The sequence below is a fragment of the Flavobacterium erigeronis genome (assembly GCF_054075165.1).
Window position 1 is genome coordinate 325,100 of the sequence record NZ_JBSKGP010000006.1, and the last position, 21,434, is coordinate 346,533.

The 21,434-nt window shown below is 38.1% G+C and carries 25 protein-coding genes; 9 read left to right on the top strand and 16 right to left on the bottom strand.

Annotated elements, in window-relative coordinates:
* Positions 1-182: 182 nt before the first annotated feature.
* The 10 genes from ACWA1F_RS14005 to ACWA1F_RS14050 form a co-directional block, all read right to left on the bottom strand.
* Positions 183-752: an NAD(P)H-dependent oxidoreductase gene (locus ACWA1F_RS14005; protein WP_306157242.1), complete on the bottom strand. Its 570-nt coding sequence runs from the start codon at positions 750-752 to the stop codon at positions 183-185.
* A gap of 80 nt (positions 753-832) precedes the next feature.
* Positions 833-1,654 (bottom strand): AraC family transcriptional regulator, encoded by an 822-nt coding sequence (locus tag ACWA1F_RS14010; protein ID WP_306157240.1) that lies wholly within the window; start codon positions 1,652-1,654, stop codon positions 833-835.
* Positions 1,655-2,257: 603 nt separating this feature from the next.
* Positions 2,258-3,064, bottom strand: a complete 807-nt coding sequence (locus ACWA1F_RS14015) for a DUF4382 domain-containing protein (protein ID WP_306157238.1) — start codon at positions 3,062-3,064, stop codon at positions 2,258-2,260.
* Positions 3,065-3,891: 827 nt separating this feature from the next.
* Positions 3,892-5,022 carry a chromate efflux transporter gene (gene chrA, locus ACWA1F_RS14020; protein ID WP_306157237.1) on the bottom strand — a complete coding sequence of 377 codons (1,131 nt, stop codon included), beginning with the start codon at positions 5,020-5,022 and terminating at the stop codon, positions 3,892-3,894.
* 120 nt (positions 5,023-5,142) lie between these two features.
* Positions 5,143-5,448: a DoxX family protein gene (locus tag ACWA1F_RS14025; protein WP_306157235.1), complete on the bottom strand. Its 306-nt coding sequence runs from the start codon at positions 5,446-5,448 to the stop codon at positions 5,143-5,145.
* A 183-nt stretch (positions 5,449-5,631) separates the two neighbouring features.
* On the bottom strand, positions 5,632-6,711 hold the full coding sequence (gene arsB / locus ACWA1F_RS14030) for an ACR3 family arsenite efflux transporter (protein ID WP_306157233.1): 1,080 nt from the start codon (positions 6,709-6,711) through the stop codon (positions 5,632-5,634).
* A gap of 1 nt (position 6,712) precedes the next feature.
* Positions 6,713-7,327, bottom strand: coding sequence for an arsenate-mycothiol transferase ArsC (locus ACWA1F_RS14035; protein WP_306157231.1), 615 nt, complete (start codon positions 7,325-7,327; stop codon positions 6,713-6,715).
* A 41-nt stretch (positions 7,328-7,368) separates the two neighbouring features.
* Positions 7,369-7,842 carry a DUF6428 family protein gene (locus tag ACWA1F_RS14040; RefSeq protein WP_306157229.1) on the bottom strand — a complete coding sequence of 158 codons (474 nt, stop codon included), beginning with the start codon at positions 7,840-7,842 and terminating at the stop codon, positions 7,369-7,371.
* A gap of 34 nt (positions 7,843-7,876) precedes the next feature.
* Positions 7,877-8,365 carry a GNAT family N-acetyltransferase gene (locus tag ACWA1F_RS14045; protein WP_306157227.1) on the bottom strand — a complete coding sequence of 163 codons (489 nt, stop codon included), beginning with the start codon at positions 8,363-8,365 and terminating at the stop codon, positions 7,877-7,879.
* A gap of 10 nt (positions 8,366-8,375) precedes the next feature.
* Positions 8,376-8,708 carry an ArsR/SmtB family transcription factor gene (locus ACWA1F_RS14050; RefSeq protein ID WP_306157225.1) on the bottom strand — a complete coding sequence of 111 codons (333 nt, stop codon included), beginning with the start codon at positions 8,706-8,708 and terminating at the stop codon, positions 8,376-8,378.
* 747 nt (positions 8,709-9,455) lie between these two features.
* On the opposite strand from ACWA1F_RS14050, the gene ACWA1F_RS14055 reads away from it, so the two are divergent.
* From ACWA1F_RS14055 to ACWA1F_RS14080, 6 genes are all read left to right on the top strand, one after another.
* A complete protein-coding gene (locus ACWA1F_RS14055) occupies positions 9,456-9,863 on the top strand; it encodes a helix-turn-helix domain-containing protein (protein ID WP_456894423.1) in 408 nt (135 codons plus the stop codon).
* A 420-nt stretch (positions 9,864-10,283) separates the two neighbouring features.
* A complete protein-coding gene (locus tag ACWA1F_RS14060) occupies positions 10,284-10,760 on the top strand; it encodes a Dps family protein (RefSeq protein WP_306157221.1) in 477 nt (158 codons plus the stop codon).
* Between the two features lie 132 nt (positions 10,761-10,892).
* Complete coding sequence (locus ACWA1F_RS14065) at positions 10,893-11,210, top strand: cupin domain-containing protein (RefSeq protein ID WP_262699971.1); 318 nt, start codon at positions 10,893-10,895, stop codon at positions 11,208-11,210.
* A gap of 217 nt (positions 11,211-11,427) precedes the next feature.
* Entirely contained in the window at positions 11,428-12,249 is an 822-nt protein-coding gene (locus tag ACWA1F_RS14070; RefSeq protein WP_306157220.1) for an alpha/beta fold hydrolase, read from the top strand.
* 135 nt (positions 12,250-12,384) lie between these two features.
* Positions 12,385-13,296 carry an alpha/beta fold hydrolase gene (locus ACWA1F_RS14075; protein WP_125721097.1) on the top strand — a complete coding sequence of 304 codons (912 nt, stop codon included), beginning with the start codon at positions 12,385-12,387 and terminating at the stop codon, positions 13,294-13,296.
* A 66-nt stretch (positions 13,297-13,362) separates the two neighbouring features.
* Positions 13,363-13,800, top strand: a complete 438-nt coding sequence (locus ACWA1F_RS14080) for a Rid family detoxifying hydrolase (protein ID WP_125721095.1) — start codon at positions 13,363-13,365, stop codon at positions 13,798-13,800.
* 3 nt (positions 13,801-13,803) lie between these two features.
* On the opposite strand, the gene ACWA1F_RS14085 is transcribed toward ACWA1F_RS14080, so the two are convergent.
* Entirely contained in the window at positions 13,804-14,763 is a 960-nt protein-coding gene (locus ACWA1F_RS14085) for a helix-turn-helix domain-containing protein (protein ID WP_306157215.1), read from the bottom strand.
* 111 nt (positions 14,764-14,874) lie between these two features.
* Between ACWA1F_RS14085 and ACWA1F_RS14090 the strand changes: the two genes are divergently transcribed.
* Positions 14,875-16,188, top strand: coding sequence for an amidohydrolase family protein (locus ACWA1F_RS14090; RefSeq protein ID WP_306157212.1), 1,314 nt, complete (start codon positions 14,875-14,877; stop codon positions 16,186-16,188).
* A 378-nt stretch (positions 16,189-16,566) separates the two neighbouring features.
* On the opposite strand, the gene ACWA1F_RS14095 is transcribed toward ACWA1F_RS14090, so the two are convergent.
* The 5 genes from ACWA1F_RS14095 to ACWA1F_RS14115 form a co-directional block, all read right to left on the bottom strand.
* Entirely contained in the window at positions 16,567-17,037 is a 471-nt protein-coding gene (locus tag ACWA1F_RS14095) for a hypothetical protein (RefSeq protein ID WP_306157210.1), read from the bottom strand.
* A gap of 88 nt (positions 17,038-17,125) precedes the next feature.
* On the bottom strand, positions 17,126-18,232 hold the full coding sequence (locus ACWA1F_RS14100) for a DUF3570 domain-containing protein (protein WP_306157208.1): 1,107 nt from the start codon (positions 18,230-18,232) through the stop codon (positions 17,126-17,128).
* Positions 18,229-19,122, bottom strand: coding sequence for an FAD:protein FMN transferase (locus ACWA1F_RS14105; protein ID WP_371878213.1), 894 nt, complete (start codon positions 19,120-19,122; stop codon positions 18,229-18,231). Before ACWA1F_RS14105 ends, ACWA1F_RS14100 begins: the two co-directional genes overlap by 4 nt.
* 40 nt (positions 19,123-19,162) lie before the next feature.
* On the bottom strand, positions 19,163-19,489 hold the full coding sequence (locus ACWA1F_RS14110) for a thioredoxin family protein (protein ID WP_456894428.1): 327 nt from the start codon (positions 19,487-19,489) through the stop codon (positions 19,163-19,165).
* 201 nt (positions 19,490-19,690) lie between these two features.
* On the bottom strand, positions 19,691-20,032 hold the full coding sequence (locus ACWA1F_RS14115; RefSeq protein WP_306157203.1) for a VIT1/CCC1 transporter family protein: 342 nt from the start codon (positions 20,030-20,032) through the stop codon (positions 19,691-19,693).
* A 330-nt stretch (positions 20,033-20,362) separates the two neighbouring features.
* On the opposite strand from ACWA1F_RS14115, the gene ACWA1F_RS14120 reads away from it, so the two are divergent.
* Positions 20,363-20,797: a hypothetical protein gene (locus tag ACWA1F_RS14120; protein ID WP_125721083.1), complete on the top strand. Its 435-nt coding sequence runs from the start codon at positions 20,363-20,365 to the stop codon at positions 20,795-20,797.
* 18 nt (positions 20,798-20,815) lie between these two features.
* Positions 20,816-21,403, top strand: a complete 588-nt coding sequence (locus ACWA1F_RS14125) for a globin family protein (RefSeq protein ID WP_125721081.1) — start codon at positions 20,816-20,818, stop codon at positions 21,401-21,403.
* Positions 21,404-21,434: the final 31 nt, after the last annotated feature.

Sequence of the window (21,434 nt, forward strand, 5' to 3'; positions counted from 1 at the left end):
GTTCGCTGCCTAAATGCTGATTGCTGTCTTTCATCCTCATCGCATGCATTAAGTTTTTTGGACGGGTATCTTTCAGATTCGATCTTCAGATACTTGAGTCAGTTCTCAATTGATGCATCAAGACTCAAGCCATCCCTTTAAACAACCTTTTTCTGGTTCTGTTTTTCATCACAGTCTTATTTTTAAATCGACGATAAGATTTGTCTGGTCCACCCTTCAATATTTTCAGGACTGGGCCTGTCGGCTTTTTCAAAAAAGAAGTGGTTTTTTATTTCAAATCCGCAATAGCCGTATATGCCAGTATCTGAGGTGAGAGATAGCGCTTTGTCCATGCCTATGGCATTGTATTCTTCATGGGATTTTCCATGGGTATTGATAATCAAGGCCTGCTTGCCTTTTAGAAGCCCTTTTTGGACGCCTTGGTCGTAGCGGTACGCAAATCCATAGCTGAAAACTCTGTCAATGTAACCTTTCATAATCGCTGGCAGGCCAGTCCACCAGATTGGGTGTATAAATGATATGCAGTCTGCCCATTCTATTAGGCGCTGCTCTTCCTTTACGTCATCTGTTACCTGCCCTTTTCGCTGCCCATACATATCGGAGAGCGAAAGGCTGGGACTAAAATTTAATTCGTATAGGTCCCTTACTACCACTTCATGGGAATTTTCCTGAAGATGTTTAGCCAATATGTTCTTGAAATGGCCGCTTAAACTTTCCGGGTTGGGATGGGCATAAATAATCAAATGTTTCATTTTCTTTACTTTTATATGATTTAACATGACAAAAGTAGAAGGGATATTGGAGGTAAAATTGTATGAAAACGAAGCACAGATTATGATACCGGGTTGCAGATGTCCTGCTGGAGCTTCAAGTACTGGTTTGGAGTGAGATTCAGATAATGTCTAAAATCGTGTATAAGCTGGCTTTGGTCATAATAGCCGCACTGTTCAATGACTTGAAACCATTCAACGCTGCTGCTGCCTGCTACCGTATTTTGAATAAGTTTGACTGCATTTAAGAAGCGATGGTATCTGTTTGCTTCCTTGGCACTGTATCCAAAAATTTTTTTATGATGCGATTGAATGCTTCTTTCGCTCTGCTGGGTATGCTGCGCAACAGACTTAATGGGGTTGTAGATGCTGGCCTTAAAATTAACCAGCAGTTCTGATGTACTGTTTTTTGCGGCCAAATACGGCCGGCAGAATTCAAGGATGAAATTAATCCGGTCATTTTGATCATCAATTTGCCTTAATTTCTCCCATAAGGCAGAAAAGCAGTTTTCAATGCCCAAGTCATCCGGATTGAATGGTACATGGCCGCTTAAGATTACTTTTCCGAAAAATCTGTAAAATGCGTCGTCCTTAAAATTAATAACCAAGATTTCAGAACCTGGCTCTAATCTGTATGGGAGAGCCTGCTTGACAGGGCCTAAAAATAGATAACGTCCAACTTCTATTTCGTCCCCTTGGTTTGCTTTAAAATAAACCGGTTTGCCAAAACTAAACACGAAAATGGTTTGAAAGTTTGGAAGCAGCGTTTTTGCTACCGCCTTTTGGGTATTGTTTTTAGCAAAATAAAAATGGGTAAAAACATCCTCAAACTCTTTTGTGCTGGGAATTCTATAGCTATTGTATTTTGGATCGATTGGTTCCATACATTTCAATATTGGTACTAAAGTACAAAAAATCACCTTACGGGCTGACGAATTTGCACCAAATTTGGATTGGATATAATGCCTTTATATGCCAGGAATAACCACTTGTTGGTAGCAGTTGGACAAGTAATACATTTATATAGGACAACAGTTAATGAAATTATTCGCAAAATTCTAAATTATATTCTACAATTAACCGCTGATAATTATTTTAGCACTATTTTGAAAGATGTTAATTTTTGTTTAGCTCATTCAAGGTGTTCATATCCTGTTAAGTTATCGAACTACAAATATTATATCTTAATTGGTTTAGATGTCCTGTCGGGATTGATCAAAAATCTATTAAAATACCCCATATCTTAACAAGTTGTTCTTAGACATTTTTATTATTTGTAACAGACAATCTAAAACTTTTTGAGATGAAAATTGTGCTATTTGCATCTAAATTTAAAAATCGAAACATCTATAAAATTTGCATTAGCTTTTGTAGCAGAGAAGGTGTCAAATTTGATGAGGCAAATGTAAAAAATGCGCCAATTGATTTCAATTAACGCATTTTTGCTTAAAAAAATAACAAGCAGTATTAGCTGTTTTTCTCTTTTATTATTTTAGTGTTAAGGTATTCATGTTAGTAATCTGGCCATTCACGACCACTACATTAGGAACAACCAAAGCTGGCAATTGCGAAGCAGCATCTGGCGTAATGGTTACAGAATACTTCCCAGCCGCGATACCGTTTAGCTGAAACGCTCCTGATTCATCTGTATAAGCAGAAACAGTTGTGTCCCCAACCTGAACCGATATTACAGACTGGAAGCTGAAAGGCGTAATTATTCCTTTGATAATCCCAGATGCAGCAGCCGTGGACACTCTGATTACAGGATGCAGATTGTAGCCGCCGGAACCGCCTGCTTCTACAACAACGGAATGCTCGACATCAAAATCAAGTAAAAAATCATACGTTACGCCAGCTGTCAAAGTTTGGTTTACTTTTAATTTTAAGCCAGACTCCTGCGCGCTTGGCGTTTTTAAAGGATAAGTCACGCCGTCTTTAACAACAGTGTTCTTATCTCCAAGAATTAATCGCATCTGGCCTAAATATCCAGATGGAACTTCGTTCTCTGCCAAAAGCACATTTACACCGCCAGTTAAATCCAATAAATTATATATTCCCGGTTTAATATTTCCTATACTAACCCAGCCATCTTCGCCAGTTTCAGAGCTGCTTTTAATTCTAACGTCCAATACTTCAACGTTTACCTGATCGTAATCACCCGGTGCATCTGTCATTCGCACGCTTACTTTTGATGTCTGCGGCCCATTATTACCATCACTGCTGCACCCTGTAAGCAATAGGGTAAATAATGAAGCCAAAAGGAAAATTCTACATTTGGTGTTTGCTTTTTTCATTAGTTTCTTCTTTTTTTAAGTTAGTTAATTAATAACGCATTTCAAAATTGGTTTAGTATGTTAATTATGCATGTGTAGGATGTCTTAATGGAATATTAAGGAAAATGATATTAACATAGCATCTGAATGTCAAAATATTTTAATAACTGGACGCTGCAATTGGAAATGGAAAAGAGGCTCGCTAATGCTGGAAGTTAATCTTGCATGTGTGGGTTGAAGTTTTTTAGAGCTTTAGTATTTCTCTTTAATAGTATTCCAAAAATGGGTATATTTGTCTTGTAACCATCAAAAAAAAAACTTTTTATGCAAAACCGAAAAAATAAAATACTCGGGAGCGTCCTGTCTGTGCTTGCTGCTTTACTGCTTAGCGGCTGCAGTGCGCATATCCATACCTCCTCAGGCAAGGTGCCTCCAGGGCAGGCAAAAAAAATGACGGGGGATAAAAGCGCGAAAGCCTATGCTCCAGGACAGCAGAAAAATAATTAGAAGCCGCACTTATTTATAGCAGGCATATAGGCATTGCAAAAAGCCTATGGTCTAAGCCCTTCATTTCGAAGCTGGGATTCCCGGCAAAGCCCTATAAAGCCGCTCGCAATAAAGAAATAGAGCGGGCTAAAATTACGGATTGGATTTAAGTTTGCAGCCTGGTGATTTTGTTTTTATTTGCTGCTCTGCAGGGACGCTTGTTTATAACTTTTTTAGCAGGACAATTGTTCATCGTTTAAAAAGGAATATTTTTGGCACTGCAGATTAGATACTTGAAAAGCAAGGCATTTATTAAGACATTATTGCACACAATATTTAGTTTTTATGCCTTTGTGCCACAGCTACAGATAAGCCAAAAAATAGCCTAGAACAGCGCCCAGTATAACCACTAGGGCGCTGTTTATTTTTTTTAGCTTAAAAATGGCAATGCAGCTGATAGCGGCAATTGCAATAGTACGCCAATCGGTAATGGCTTCATTTGCCATGGCTAGGCATACGGCAGCGATAAGCGCTATAGAAGCCACATTAACAGCATCCATAAACACGGCCAGTCCTTTTGAAGTGCGCAATTTTTTCATCAGCTGATGAAGCAGGGCAACAAAAATAAAAGACGGCAGAAAAATTGCAATGGTTGAGATTGCCGCTCCCGAAAGACCATTGATCTGATAGCCGATAAAAGTTACTGATGAGAACAGCGGCCCGGGCGTAAACTGGCCAATTGCAATGGCATCTATAAGCTGCTGTTTTGTGAGCAGCCCCTTTGCAGCGAGTTCTGTATCTAAAAAGGCAAAAAGAACATATCCGCTTCCGTAAAGAATGGCACCTATTTTAAGAAAGATTAAAAAAAGTTTAGAATCTACCCCTGACCAAAAGGCAGTTTGAGGTATAGCCATCAAGGCAAATGGAGTAAAACTTTGCAGTTTGTCTGTTCTCATTTTTTGAATGTAAAAAACAGCAGATGCAAGCAGGCCTGATCCAAACAGCAGACAAATTTCGTTAATTCCTAAAATGGATGCAGTAAGGACAGTTATTGCGATTAGACCCAAAAGTAAAGATTTTATCGATTTTACGGCTAGGGGATAAACTGCCCCAATAATTATGGCTATGACTGCCGGTTTGATTCCGTAAATGAAAGGCTGCACTTGTGGGAGCTGTCCATAGCTGCGGTACAAATAGGCAAAAAATCCTGTGATAAGAACCGCAGGCATGATAAAACAGAACCCGGCGACAAGAAGTCCTTTCCAGCCTCCTTTTATATAACCGATATGGATTGCCATCTCGGTGCTGTTGGGGCCGGGAATAAGGCTAGTTGCTCCAATCAGATCCAGAAAATGCTGCTCGGCCATCCATTTACGTTTTATAACCACTTCCTCGTGCATCATCGCAATATGTGCAGCAGGACCTCCAAAGCCAATAGTTCCCAGCTTTATGAATACTTGAAAAATTTCTTTTAGATTTGCATTATGCTCCATTTTTTTTACTCAAATTCTGCCATGGACCACCTCCCGGCACGTTTAATAAACAGAAACTATTTTCAAGCATCGCCCGATCGGTACGGCTTACATGCACCATTTTCCAAGAGCCTTTATTTATTAATAAATATTTTGCATTTGGAATCGTAAATGTCTGTAATCATTGTGGCTACAAGAGGAATGCTTGTTAATTTTGCAGTGAATTCGATCAGAATAAGAAATGCCGCAGAATATTTCAAACCAGCCCTCGAAGATTCCTAATAATTCAGATTCTGGCAAGCTTATTTTTTGTAAGCGCTCTGCGTCAAGAAGGAAAGAAAATAAATATTTTTGAATCCCTTCTGAAAGGAAGACAATGCCAACCATAAAACGAATCAGCAGTGTAGTTTCTGGCCCGTCTGTCTGAATTATTTTTTCGTATATCATGATGCCTTTTATTTTTGCTTATTTTAATTTATACTCAAAAAAACATACTGTTTTTATCCAATGTCTTATTAAATAACAAACACTTTTTCAGGAACAGCAGCTACAATATAAAAAAGTATAAACACTATTTCGAAATCTGTGGATTTTGTTGTCTGTTTTCTGCATAAGGCTGCGTAAGAATAATTACGAATTCTTAGCGGTTTTGTAAAAATACTTTGACCTAAACCAGAATGCAAGGTTTACTAATGCAATTAAGGCCGGCACTTCTACAAGAGGTCCTATTACTCCAGCAAATGCCTGCCCGCTGTTTATACCAAACACACCGATTGCCACAGCAATTGCCAGTTCAAAATTATTGCCCGTAGCGGTAAAAGCCATAGATGCAGCTTGTGAATAATCAGCCCCAAAATATTTTCCTGTAAAAAAACTGATGATAAACATCAAAGTAAAGTAAATCACAAGCGGCAAGGCAATGCGCACAACGTCCGTAGGAATCTGAACAATCAGTTCTCCCTTTAGACTGAACATTACAATGATTGTAAAGAGTAAAGAAATAAGAGTAATTGGCGAGATTAAAGGCATATACTTGTTTTTGAACCATTGAGAGCCTTTCAGGGCTGTCAGAGTATAACGGCTTATGATCCCCAACGCAAAAGGAATCCCTAAATAGATGCCCACACTCTCGGCAATCTGTGCAATGCTGATGTTTACCTCAAATCCATCACATCCAAAATAGGGAGGCAGGATGGTTATAAAGATATAAGCATAGACGCTGTAAAACAGCACCTGAAATATACTGTTAAGTGCAATAAGTCCTGCAGCATATTCCCTATTACCGTCTGCCAGATCATTCCATACCACAACCATTGCTATGCAGCGTGCCAGACCAATAAGGATTACCCCAATCATGTATTCTGGGTATCCGTTCAAAAACAGCAGCGCCAATAAAAACATTAAGACAGGGCCTACAATCCAATTTAGGAATAATGATGCTCCCAAGACTTTTGTATTTTTGAAAACCTGCCCCATCTGCTCATATTTTACCTTTGCCAGCGGCGGGTACATCATCAGGATGAGTCCTATTGCCAATGGAATGTTTGTTGTCCCGCTGGAGAAGGAATTGATAAAATCCCCGCTTGAAGGAATAAAGTATCCTATTGCTACGCCTATAGCCATAGCAAGGAAGATCCAAAGGGTTAAAAATCGGTCAAGGAAGCTTAATTTTTTGCGTCCGACGACTGGTGTACAGTTATCTGCTGACATTTTATTTTTTTATTTGTGAGAATACGTAAAACATTTCAGCTCCTATCTGCAGGCTACGCTCCAGATAAGTTTCTTTCTGCTGAGACGTTCCGTCAGAAATTTTTGGATCTTCAAAGGTAATCGGCATTCTTTTCTCGGCACCTGCAATAAACGGGCATCCGCCATCAGCCTGAGAGCAGGTCATAATTGCAGCGAATCCGCTTTCAGGATTGAAGTCATCATCATAGGTTTTGGAAAAACCGATGACAGGAAGTTCATCAGCTGAATATTTTATTGAATAAACTGGGTTTGATCCTTCTGAAAGAGTCTTAATCTTAAATCCCGAATCCTGAAGTGTCTGGGCAGCCATAGGGAACAGGGCAGTAGCTTCAGTCCCTCCTGAATAGCAGGAAACATTTTTTATGCCGTAATAGGCAGCCGCAGTCTGTGCCCAAACTTGCGACAGATGACTTCTTCTTGAATTGTGTGTGCAGATAAGGTTTAGTCTGGTATCCAGCTTACTGTCCACTTTAGTCTGAATAAAGTCGATTAATGGCTGCAGGACTGCTTTGCGATCTTCAGAGAGCTGCTTAAAATCAAATGATTTAACGGTATTCTCAATTTGAGGATATAGCATAATTTTTTAATATAATGGTTTAGTAGTTATCTATTTAAAAGTTAGCAGCATCCGCCGCCAGGAGTGCATGAATTGGCATTATCATTATTTAACTGGGATAATTTCACTTTAGGCTTATCAGATGGAATACCGCACTGTTTCTGAGCAAGACATGCTGTCTGTTTATTAAGCAAAATGAAGTTCAGCCCGTTAAAATCTAAATCGTATTTACCGATCGTAGTGTTCTGGTACTCCACTTCAATTTCATGATCTTCAATTCCCAATACTTTTTCTGAGAGCTCAATGATGTGGATCAGTTTCTGAGGTTTCAGCCTGTGCTCATAGTCATTGGCATCCCAAAGCTGGAAATTCACAACAGTTTCCTTTCTTACCGTACCGCCGCAGTCGATGAAGTTTTTGGTAACCAAGCCTACTTCCGTTACATGAAAATATTCCGGTACAAATGTGCCGTCCGGCAGCTGAAAATTTACAGCTTCCACTGTTTTAAGCACTTCTTTAATTTCTGAAAGTTTCATAATTTTTTATATTTAGTTATACTATATTTTTTTATTAAATAATAACGGAACTTCTTCTTTCAAGAAACGCGGTATTTCTCCAGATACCGTTTTGTTTTCCGATTTTCTCCCTTATTCCAAGTATCCTGAAACCTGCTTTTTGATGAATGCGAAGACTCGCCTTATTCTCAGGAAATATTCCTGCCTGAAGTGTCCAGATTCCTTCTTCTTCTTCACTCTGTCTGACAAGCTCATTTAAAAGGGTAAGCCCGATTCCTTTTCCTGAATGGGAAGAATCTACATATACGCTCACTTCCGCAACCCCTGCATAAACACAGCGGGAAGAAACAGGAGAGAGAGCTGCCCAGCCGATTATAATATTATCATCCTGTAATATAATTCTGCAGGATTCCAGATGTAAATTGTCCCATTCTTCCCATGAAGGTGCGCTGTTCTGGAAAGTGGCATTGCCGGTGTCTATTCCTTTTTGATAGATTAATTTTACCTGATCCCAGTCTTGAGGTGAAAGTTTTCTTATTTCCATATTTTTACAGTTAACAGCATTCGTTTCGCTTTTTTGCCAAATGATCCGATATATGCTCAAAAAAAACTTTTATCTTCTCAAGCCCAGGTTCATTGATACAGTAGCAAATAGAATTCCCCTCGATGCTCCCTTTGATTAGCCCTGCATTTTTCAATTCTTTCAAATGCTGAGAAACTGTAGGCTGCGAAAGTGGAAGTTCATTTACAATATCCCCGCAGATGCAGGCATCCACTTTTAATAGATATTCCATAATAGCAATACGGGCAGGATGCCCTAACGCTTTTGCTAAAATAGCCAGCTCGTTCTGGCTTTCGGTAAAATGATCTGTTTTTGTTGCTCCCATTGCTTTATATTTATATTGCAATATTACGATAATAAGTTTATATAGAATGAAAATTATCCTAATATTTAAGCTATCGCAAAAAGAATGGACCAAACTCTGAATCAGTTATGCGGCAATTGCGATGAAAGTCTATTGTATTTTTATATTGAATATCAAATATTAAGTAAGTGGGCACTATGTGAAATTTTATCTGGCTGGCTTGCTTTTTTGGATAGGAATTTCAATACTTTTACTTATTTATTATACTGCTAAGCAATAATAAAATATGCCGGATAGCAGCGTTATCCATAAGTATAGAAAGGTTAAACAATTGATAGTTAAAATTAAAACATGTTAAAAAAATTCTCGTATAAACAGTTCGGCAATTTACAATTCACAAAACAATCCTTTGAAGACGGCCGATTTAATTCTGTGGAAGAGCATATCAAAATTTTATTTTTGCCAAAAAATGCCATTATACAAGTTGATTTCCAGGAGATCGAGATGAAATCTGATTCCTTGCTGTTTATTAATCCCAAAGTGGTGATAAAGCCTTGCGAAACTAAAGACGGCCAATTATTGCATTTCAATAGGGATTTCTACTGCATAGAAATTCACGATCAGTAAGTAGCCTGCGACGGAATTTTGTATAATAATGTATTTGAAATTCCATTCATTGCTTTGAACGAAAATCAATCTGAGGATATTCAGAAAATAATCAGGGAAATTCAATTTGAAATGAAAAATGAGGATGCAAACACTGAGGAAATGCTTCGTATACTGTTAAAGCTCATCATACTGAAATCGACCCGTATCTGGAAACACCAGCACCGATTAGCTGAAGAAAGCCAGCAGGCTGATGTGCAGTTTTTACGGAAATTCAGCAAACTAGTCGAACAGCATTACAGGACTCTGCATACGGTTGCGGATTATGCCGATCTGCTATTTGTGACTCCCAAGAATCTCAGCAAGAAAATCGGACTTGTCAGCAAGAGGACTCCCAACGATATTATTAAAGAAAGAATCGTTCTTGAAGGCAAAAGGCTCTTGGCACATACACAGATGACGGTTAAAGAAATTGCCTATAGCCTGAATTATGAAGACGATGCTTATTTCATTCGTTTTTTTACAAAAAACACGGGACTGTCCCCAATTTCATTTAGAAAACAGTTTTAACTATACAAAGCACGGCATTCAAGCCGTGCTTTTTTTATGCAAATCATTAAAAAGGCGCCAGCAGGCGATTTTATCAAATAAAAGGAAAGCGTATCCAAAAGAAAAATGTGCCCATTATATTTCCGGAACTTGTGATAATCTTCGCAGCAGTAAACGATAAGCGCTGTTTAATTAAGCAAATCTTTATAGGGAAGTCTGACCTTTTAGAAATATTAATTTACCTAATAAAGATATTTTGCCCCTTATTAAACTTATAGGTTTGCCAAACGCTATAGCAATCATGAAAATGGTTGAAAAACATTGCAATGGACATTCTTTACAATAAAGGAAAAAAGTGCAGTCCAAAGAGAAATGCGTCCATTGATGCGTCTCGGGTTTTGGAGAACCTTTGCATCATCAAATAAAAAACACTAATTAATTATGAAAACCAATATTGGAATATCGGAAAACAACCGCCAAAATGCGGCTTTGGAATTATCAAAAATACTTGCCGACGAATCTGTACTCCACACGAAAACGAAACAAGCACATTGGAACATCGAAGGAAATGATTTCTATGACAAGCACAAACTATTTGATGAGCAGGCAAATCAAATAGCTGAAACAATTGATACTGTTGCAGAACGTATCCGCACTTTGGGTCATTTGGTGCCTGCAACTTTAAAAGCATTTTTGGAACTGAGTCGTCTGACTGAAAACGTTCCGACTGAAAATGACAGCCAGAGTTTAATAAGCGAACTCCTTTCTGCACACGAAACTATAATCACCCATTTAAGAGCAGACATCAATCTTTTTGACAATGATTATGAGGATTTAGGAACTAGCGATTTCATCACTGGATTGATGCAGGAACACGAAAAAACAGCTTGGATATTAAGAGCACATTTAAAAAAATAATAACAAAGAAATTAATTAACATTAAAAAATAAACAGATGAAAACGCACAAAAAATTTTTATGAGGAGCTGTTGCTTTCGCAGGCCTGACTGCATTTTTAACTCCAGAAACCGCTTTTGCACAGCAGTCAGGAATTAGCCGCACCAATCTGCAAAGACATGATATTTCGGTTTTGGGATATGAAACTATTCAGGCTCGGATAGACTTCGAAGCACATTCCGCTTTTGGGATGCATAACCATCCGGGTGAGGAACTGATTTATGTGCTGGAAGGCACATTTGAATATCAGATTGAAGGAGAAAAACCCATTATTCTTAAAGCTGGTGACGTACTTTTTGTCCCCGCAGGAAAGAATCATTCAGCAAGAAATATAGGTCATGTTAAAGCTTCGGAGCTTGCTACTTACATTGTGGAGAAAGACAAGGCTCTTCTTGTAATGAAAAATAAATAATCCCAGTAGAATTTGAAAGTCTTGCTTGCGGTTATTCTTCACATCTGATTGAAACAGACAGTGGACTTAAAAGACAAATGGCATTCTTCAAAAAAAATAAAAATTTAAAGCAAGGGAAAAAAGTGCAGTTCAAAGAGAAAGCCATCCATTGATAGACGCCCAGATTAATCTCAACTTTGCCTTATCAAAATAACAGTAACATTAAAATATAAACAAGATGAACAAATTTACAGTAAAAGACGGAACAGAAATTTATTTCAAAGATTTAGGAGCAGGACAGCCAATTTTCTTTCACCACGGATGGCCGTTGTCATCTGACGACTGGGATGCTCAAATGATGTTTTTCCTAAACCAGGGATACAGAGTTATCGCCCACGACAGAAGAGGCCATGGAAGATCCACTCAAACATATAAAGGAAACGACATGGACACGTACGCACAGGATGTAGCTGAATTGACTGAGTTTTTAGACCTTCATAATACAATTCACATTGGGCATTCAACAGGTGGCGGAGAAGCCTTGCGCTACGCAGCCCAGTACGGAAAAGACCGTGTATCAAAAGTGGTTCTGATCAGTGCAATTACTCCGTATATGATTGCAGACGATAGAAACCCAAATGGTGTGCCATTGGCTGTGTTTGATGATATCCGATACAATACTTTACATAACAGACAGCAATTTTACCAAGACCTGACTGTTCCTTTTTATGGCTACAATCGTGAAGGCGCCAATGTAAAAAAAGGAATCCAAGACAACTGGTGGAGACAGGGAATGATGGGCGGCATTAAAGCGCAATACGATTGTATCGAAGTTTTCTCTGAAACTGACTTTACTGAAGATCTTAAAAGTATTGATGTTCCTGTATTGGTTCAGCATGGTGATGACGACCAGATCGTACCTTATGAAACAACTGCTGTAAAAGCGGCCGAACTTTTGAAAAAAGGAAAACTGATTATTTATCCTGGATTCTCACACGGTATGCCGACTACTGAAGCGGAGACGATCAATAGAGACATTTTGGAATTTATCCAGTCATAAATCCAAGAAAGGGAAAAAAGTGCAGTTCAAAGAGAAAACGATCCATTGTCCCTTCCTGCGCTTTATCCCAACTTTGCAACATCAAATAACAACAACCAAATTATTTAAAAAATAACAATTTAAAATTTAGAAAACATGAAAAATTTAATTTTATCAATCGGTTTATTTACAGCAGTCTTATTTAGCAGTGTTTCGTTTGCACAAACAAAGAGAATTCCAGCATCTTATGGAAGGGAAGAGTATATAGAAGTTGAAAAAAATGTAAAGCTTCACGTTACGGATCTTGGCGAAGGTCAGCCAATCGTTTTGATCCACGGATGGCCATTGAGCGATGCAATGTACGAGTATCAGTATGCTTATTTTACACAGCAGGGATACAGGGTTATCGGAATTACTTTGAGAGGTTTTGGATTATCAGACAAACCAGCAGGAAAATACAACTACGATGTTTTTGCAGATGACATTAAAGTAGTCCTTGACAAATTGAATATTCAAAACGCAACAATCGGCGGTTTTTCAATGGGAGGTGCAACTGTGATCCATTATGTTGCCAAATATAAAGCGGCTCATGTTTCCAAATTGGCTTTATTCGGAGCAGCGGCGCCAATATGGACAAAAAGGGCCGATTTCAATTACGGTTTGTGGACTAAAGAAGACGTCGACGGATTAATCAAATTGAACAATACCAACAGACCTAAATTACTGGAAAACTTTGGTCAGATATTCCCAGCTAACGAAACAAGCGTTGCTCCAGGTTATGGCGCATGGTTGGGAACTATTCAGGCACAAGCTTCACCTTATGCAATGGCTGAAGGATTAAAAACTCTAAGAGACAGCGACTTGAGAGAGGAATTGAAAAGCATCACAATCCCCACACTTATTCTTCACGGAAAATTGGACAAAATATGTTCTTATGAATTGGCTGAACAAATGCATTCTCTATTAAAAAATTCTACATTGGTGCCTTTAGAAAAAAGCGGTCACGCCTTATTCATTGAAGAATTGGATAAATTCAACTCAGAGTTATTGAAATTTGTAAAAAAATAAAAATTCAGAAAGAGGTTAGTTTGGAGAAAATTAACCTCTTCTGTTTTTCTTAAAAGAGAATTAGAGATGAAAAGAACAGCAGTATTTTTAGCCTTATTAGTTTTCGCTTCCTGCACTAATACCAAATCCATTGTTTCAGTAAACCATTCCAATCTGCCAAAGCCAATTGGCCCATACAGCCATTCCACCAGTTTTACAGATTTAGTGTTTGTTTCGGGGCAGATTGGCGTTGATCCAAAAACAAACACTTTGAAAAATGGAATTGAAGAACAAACCATTCAGATTTTCGAAAACCTGAAAGCCGTTTTGCAAAACAACAGTTCAGATTTGGACCACATTGTAAAAACCACCATTTTCATTACAGACATCAAGCAGTATGAAGCAGTTAATAAAATTTATGGAAGCTACTTCCACCATCACTTTCCTGCCCGAAGCACAATTGAAATAGTTTCACTGCCCAAAAACGCGAGCATTGAAATAGAATGTATTGCGGTGAAAAAATAAAACTTACCTATTTTTTTGAAAAGCTTTGGGTTTCATTCCGTTATGCTGCTCAAAAACTTTGCTGAAATGGCTCAAATTTGAAAATCCCAATGCATAACCCACTTCGGAAACCGACATTTTATTTTCTTTTAATAAACGGGAGGCTTCCTTCATTCTAAACTTTTGATAATAGCTAAATAAACTGCTTCCAAAAATTTGCTTGAAGAGCCTTTTAAACTTTGATTCGCTCATTCCGATTTGTAATGCCAGGTTTTTAATGACGGGAGGTATATGAATTTCGTTTAAGATCGCATCCCTGGCTTTATAAATTTTCTGGACATCCATTTCATTCAGAACGTGCAAAGTGGGTTTTTCTCTTTTGAAAAGTTCTTTTAACGTTAAACATATTAGTTCTTCAGCTTTTATTTTAAAGAAAAAATCAGACAGTGTATCAGGAATATCAGATTCGATGATTTCTAGTGCCACTTCCTGTATCTTTGGTGAGACAGACTCTTCAAAAAGAATAGGCTGCTCACTGCCGGTAATTTTTTTTAAAATAGCATTGTTTCCATTTGAACCTAAAAGATTGACCAGCATATCGGAATCAATTCCAATAAAAATAGATTTGAATTTAGTTTTGTTTGGATAAAAAGTTTCAATGTTCAGTTTTCCCTTAAAAACCCGTATGGAAGGCAAATCATTTTTCGAGTTTTTGATTTTAGAATTAGGATCTGGAAAAATGGAATTAAAAGAAAACAAGATTCTCTTAAGTGAGTTTTCGCTTCCAAAACGTTTTGTGAGCAGATCATCATTAAATTCATAATTACTTACAATCATGCTTATTGAATTATCCAGCCTAAACCCTCTCAAATAGCCGTTTCCTTTATCTTCCGGAATTGTCAGCATTCCATTAACGACCTCTGAACCAATCAAATCTGCAAAACCTGCCAGGAAACCGAATTCCTTTTTTATATTCAATTCCATAATAAATTAGACCTTTTAGAGCTATTAATGTGTCAAATGTAAATATTTTAACTCTTATTGCGCATGTAACTTTGTCAAAATCTAATTGTAACATTAATTAAAATTAAACAAATGAATACAACAAAAACCACTGCTATTGTTGATGCAATTGTGTTTGATGGCAAAAACGTAATAGGAAAAAAAAATGTAATAATCAGCAAAGGAAAGATCGCTTCAATTTGCGATGAACTGCCCGATGGAGTTGATGAAATAGTTAACGGAGAAGGAGCGACACTTCTGCCGGGACTGATTGATGCACATGTTCATACTTCGGTTGATTCGCTGCGAGATGCCATACAATTTGGCGTAACCACAGAATTGGAAATGCAGGGCGGTATGACAAAAAAAGGCCGTGAACTGCAAATAAAGGATTGCATTGACATTGCCGATGTCCGCTCTTCGGGTATGGCTTTGACAGCCCCCGGCGGACATCCAGATGAATTGATTCCAAAGGAAGAAGGCATTCCGAGCTTTATTCTGAAAAAAATGGAGAAGATGACAGATCAGGAAAAAAAAGATTTTATTGCAGCCTTTGAAGAAAGGGTAAACGAAAACGGCGAAAAACTCGATTGCACCACTATAGAAGGCGCTGTTGAGTTTGTGCGCCAGCAGATGGATAACGGTGCCGATTATTTTAAAATAATGATTGAAGAAGGAACTGTAATGAATTCGCCAGGTTTACCCATGATAAACCCCAGTGTTTTGAAAGCTGCAGTGGATGAAGCCCATAAATTAGGTAAAATCGTCATAGCGCATGCACTAACTGCCGAAGCCGCAAAAACCGCCGTTGAAGCAGGTGTAGATGGATTGGCTCATCTTTTCATCGACAGACCGCAGTGGACTGCTGAACTTATTGAATCCATTGCCTTTAAGGGAATATTTGTAACCCCTTGTCTGGTTCTAAACTCCTCCATCATTGGCAAATCTGCCTGCCATGTGGCTCATGACGAAAGGGTGAATTACAAACTCAATGAAGATTGGAAAATGACAATGTGTTCTTGTTTTAATACTTTTCCTTCGGGCAATATGCAAGACAGTTACCACAATATAAAGGATCTCCATGATGCCGGGGTAGATATACTTGTGGGCACAGACGTATCAGTTCCCATGGCGCATTTGGGAGGTCTTGCCCACGGGGTTAGCGTTCATCATGAGATGCAGTTACTGGTCGAAGCGGGTCTTATTCCCATTGAAGCTTTACGATCTGCAACCTCAGTGATTGCGAAAAGATTCAGCCTGTCAGACAGGGGGCAGATCTTAGAAGGATTGAGAGCAGATTTGCTTTTAGTCAAGGGGGACCCTGCCACAACTATTTCTGACACCCTTTCTATATTAAATGTTTGGAAAGAAGGAGTTGAGATAAACTTAAAAGGCAATGCTATTTGATTTTTGATGGCTTTAGATTTTTAATTTTGAAGCTGTGACTGAAAGTTACTTATGTTTAATGGTATAAGCAAATAAAATGGCGCCAATTGTCTTCAATTGGCGCCATTTGGCTGAGTGACCGTAAAGGACATATTTCGCACCATTTTATGGAGATTTGAAGAGATTGTCTTACTGCAAGTAGGTGCTGTCTTTCATTGGCTTTAAAAATTTGGTTTGGATGTCCTGTTGGGGATTGATGTAAAAAAAGATAAAAAATATTTTCGTCGATTTTACAATTCGTGGCTTATAGTCTTTTTTTAAATTTTATATAACTTTGTCCAGCAATATAATTTAGAAAATTGATATAAAAAAAAGAGGCTCCCCAAAGCCTCTTTTAAATTAATGTTTCCCATTTCCTTTGCCTTTCCCATTTCCATTATGGTTTCCATTATCATGGTGGCTTTTATCTTTATTATTTCCTTTTCCGGGTTTTTGTCCTATTGTTTTTTGAGGTTTTCCTTTATACCCTTTTCCGTATTTTACTTTGTGAGATTTAAAGCTGTCGTAAGGTCTGTCTCCTCTGTAATCAGTCAATACTACTTTGTATTCATTATAAAGATCATAGTTTCTATAGGCTGAAGGCAGTGATCTGGTTCTAACCCATTGTCCGTTATTTAAATAAACATAATTTGACGTACTTACGTCATAATAAGTTTCAAGATCGGGCAGATAATAATAACGAACATCTGAATAACCGGCAGGTCCCCATGCAGGAGGTGTTCCTATATTCACATTTACTGATACCTGAGCCTGAGTGTAGCTAAATGAAAGGAATAAAATTCCGATCAAAAAATATTTTAAAGTTTTCATGATTTTACTTTTTAAGTCATTGAATATATTTCGGTAAAAACAATAAACGTGCCGAAAAGTTTATGTGTTTTTAAGTATTTGATTACGTCTATTTATATTTTATGTTAATGCTGATAATATCAGAAGTCATATTAGTAGTTCTCGCATAATGCCCATAACGAATCTCTAACGTATTCCAATGCTTGAGCCCAAAAATGCCATTAAGAGGCGTGAATTTCATTCCCATCCCAAAGAAACTGCTGTCAAACTTAGACAAATCATAGTTGCTGGTATAATATTCATCCGCTGCTGTATGTTCACCATACGGTTTAAAATACTTCGTTCCCGTTTGAGTATAATACCTGTAAAACGGACTCACTGAAAACGCCTGTGTTAACTTCACCGGAATTTCAAGATCAGCGGTATGAGCTTTTAAACTCCAGTCATCAGTATAATATCTGTAATATGCAGGAATAATTATATTATCCCCAGAAAAATAACTGGCCCTGATTCCAAGTGGAATTTTAAGTCTTGTCTCCGGCATTTTTTCCTGATGAACAGATCCGTCTGCAAAATAAACCCTGTGAAAAGGAAGACTTAAATACCCATTTTGTCTGATAACATCACCTACAAGCATTACCTGCAGGTTTTTGTTTACAACCTGAGAATAACTTAAAGTTCCTGCAAAAGTATTTCTATTAGCGCTGTCATAACCTTCGCTTCCAGGTATACGAAGTTCCACGGGTTCAATTAATTTCAGCTGATCTATAAAGGTTTGAAATTTAGCGGTAAATTCTCCGTTTCTGTCCTTTGTTTTTTGTGAGAAGCTGATGTTTTCTCCAAAAGACTGATAATCAAACTCAGTTGATGATGAAACGCCAATCCCAAGTGTTCTTCCTTTCTCCTCATTTTCTCTCAGATAAGTTAATGAAGGGTAGAAGCGGTTGTCTGAAGATGAAGCAGATGAATTCGCACTCAAATCAATCATATCTGATGAAGCAGAAGTATAATGGTCATTGCCGGCTTCAATATCAAAGGTATGTTTGATCCCGTTTTCACCATATTTTACCAGTTTAACATCAATAGTGTTAGCGATATCAGTAAGATGCTCAGAACCAACTCCTCCTGTAACGGTAGAATTGTTTCCATCCTGTTTATAATAACTGGAAACCAAATTTACCTCTTCGAGTTTAATTTTTTGCTTTGGCCTTTTCATTTCAGGTTAATATTTTTAGAAGTGTAAATTTTATTGTTGTCGTCGATGATAATACAATACAGATCCGGTATCTGATCTATTAAAAACAAGCCGGTTTTAATACCCATAACTGCTATTGGGGTAGCCATTGCATCTGCAAATTCTGCATTTGATGCGATAATGGCCACGCTTTTTATTCCGGTTATTGGCAGTCCTGTTTTTGGGTCAATCGTATGCGAATATTTTTTCACATTAATGGTCACGAACTTTTCGTAGTTTCCAGAAGTTGCCACGGCTTTATTAGAGATTTCCATGTACGAAAATGCCGCATTTGGAGCATCGGGATCCGCCACGCCAATGGTCCATTTTTTGCCATTAGGCTGTAATCCCCAAGTCGAAAGATCTCCGCTGGCATTAATAATGCCGCTCTGCACATTATGTTTTATAAGAATTTGTTTTGCCATTTCAGCAGCATATCCTTTTCCGGCACCTCCAAAACCAATCCGCATTCCTTTTTCTTTGAGAAATACATTGGTCTTTTCTTTGTCCAGTATAATATTTTTATAATCAATAAGATGCACCATTTTGAGTGCCGTTTTTACATCGGGCAGTCTGGTCATTGTTTTGTCAAAATTCCAAAGACTTTTGTCGATACTTCCATAAGAGATATCAAATGCACCTTGTGTAATTCTGGAAATCATGATAGATCTTTCAATGAGATTAAAAACTTCCAGATCTACTTCAACGGGCGCTATCTCTGCATTGTCATTGATCAGATTGGTCTGACTGTCTTCTATATAGGCAGTCAGAAGCCTTTCAATTCTTGTGATTTCTTCAACGGCAAGCGCAATATTCTCATTTCCTGTTTTTTCATTTTCGGCGACAACTGTTATGGTAAAGTTGTTCCCCATGAGTTTTAGGGACTCGGAATATTTTTGGTTTTTAAGCATGTTATTTTCGGCTCTCACAGATCGCTTTTATTTCGGCAGTCCACTGTTCAGGAGTAGTTTCCGGTTTTCCATGCCAGGTTTTAAGTACTTTTCCATCGGCATCCAAAAGAAGCGTTAGAGGAGAACTTCCTTCCTTGTTGTATATTTCGGCTAAATCTTCATTTCGTTTAACCTGCTGTGGTGTTCCGATATTTTTCTTTTTCCTTGGGAAATCAGCATTAACAAGTACCAGATTTTCATTTGCCATCTCTGAGAATACCTGGCTTTCAAGATAATCTCTGCGTGTCACAATGCAGAGTCCGCACCAGTCTGAACCGGAGAAGTTCAATAGGATTTATTCATGTTTTTCTTTTGCCGTTTTTTTTTGCATTATTAAAATCAGGTTCCCAGTTGATGGGAAGCAGGATCATTAAAAGCAATAATGTAATTAGTTTCATTTTGCAGTCTGTTTTAGTTATGTACGAAATAACGCATTGCTGCGATTCTTATTTTTTTAATTGCTTAAGATTCAATTAATTTTTACTCCGCTTCAGGACTGTTTTTTTTTAAGCCATGTGCACCCCGAAACATAACCGACCAAGGCTGAGGCTGCCATGGCAAAAGTTCCCCAGATGCAGATACGCAGTACAGCTTTCAGCGTATGGGATCCCCCGGCCTTAGCGGCCAGCATTATCGATAATGCCAAAAAGAGTATTGAAAAACCGTACTGATACAATACCATTTCTTTTATGGGAGCGAAAATAGCCATCAGCAGGGGAAGCAAGCCTCCGATGATAAAGGATACAGCTGATGCGAAAGCGGCCATTAGTGGATTAGCCTGGGTAATTTCATTGATTCCGAGCTCATCCCGGGCATGTGGCATTATTTTCATCTGAAAAGAGTGCTTCCTGGATATTTACGTTAAAATTTATAATTCAGATTTTAATAAGAACACTTTTTATTGACTTACGCTTTATGAGAGATCTTTGAGATAACTTTCATAAAAGCATAAAGAAAAAGAGTGCGATTTGGCGTCTTATAACATCCGCTGGGATGAACGGAGTCATAGTGATAAATCCTGTGTCAGGGTATCTTAAGCACTGCATGGGGGTTGATTATTATTTAAAATAATTCTAAACTTATATTTTCTTTTTACTTGTTAAAACCATCCTAAAAAAATACCCGTATATAATCTTAAATCTAACCGTTTTAAAAACTACATATGAAAATTGACAAGCACATCAAAAAAGCACTTTGGATTGCAATGGGAATTACGTTCTTATTTTTGGCAATTCTTCTTTTTCACATCATTACTGCCAAACCAGCGGTTTATGACACTCCAAATCTGCAAGTAAGCCGTATTGATTTTAAGGCAGATATCGATTCTGCCCAAGCCAGACAGATCTGCGCTGATTTGAGATCTATTAAAGGACTGACTTCCGATTCCATCATTATTAAGAGAAACGTGGTGGTTTACTTCCACAATAACAGGATCACCAATTCCAAAAAGGTCTATGCCCAGCTGATGGCCAAAAGGCATTACGATGCGAGGCCTTATATACTGCCTGAAAATCTGGCATCTAAAGAAGTCTGTCCCATGGACCAAAACAGTATGAGCTATAAATTGTCTCAGAAAATAAACCATTTTTTTAATTAACCCTTTAATATTATTGTTATGAAAAATTATTCTAAAATTGCCTTAAGCGCGTTATTTCTTTCAGCAGCTGTTTTTACATCCTGCAGTAATGATGATGAAACTCCGGCTCCAGTAAAAGCATCGATATATGAGCGATTGGGAGGCACCAAAATGGTTGCCGATCCTGATAATTCAGGTCAGATGATCGAGCAGGGGCGTCTAAGCTTCCGTAAAGTTGTAAATTCAACTATTGGACTTATCGTTGCCGATATCCAGTCCAATGCATCAGGAAACCTTCAGGCGCATTTCGCGCCCCTTCTGGCCGAAACCGGAACGACCCAAGCTACAAACATTGCAAAATTATCAGATAATCTGACTGATTTCTTTTCATTCAACACCGGAGGGACAAATGCAGTGAATACTTATTCGGGCCTGAGCATGGCAGCAGCCCATAACCCTGCGACAAATCCTCGAATGGGAACAAAATCAAGCAATGCTGACTACACAAAGTTTGAAGGCTATGTAGGAGCGGCAGCCAATGCAAATGGTGTTGCCTCAAACACAGAACTCTACACGGATATTGTAGCGGTTTTGGAATCCTTAAGAACGCCTATCGTTCAAAAATAATAATCTTCCAAAAAAACGCTGCCTTTTATGC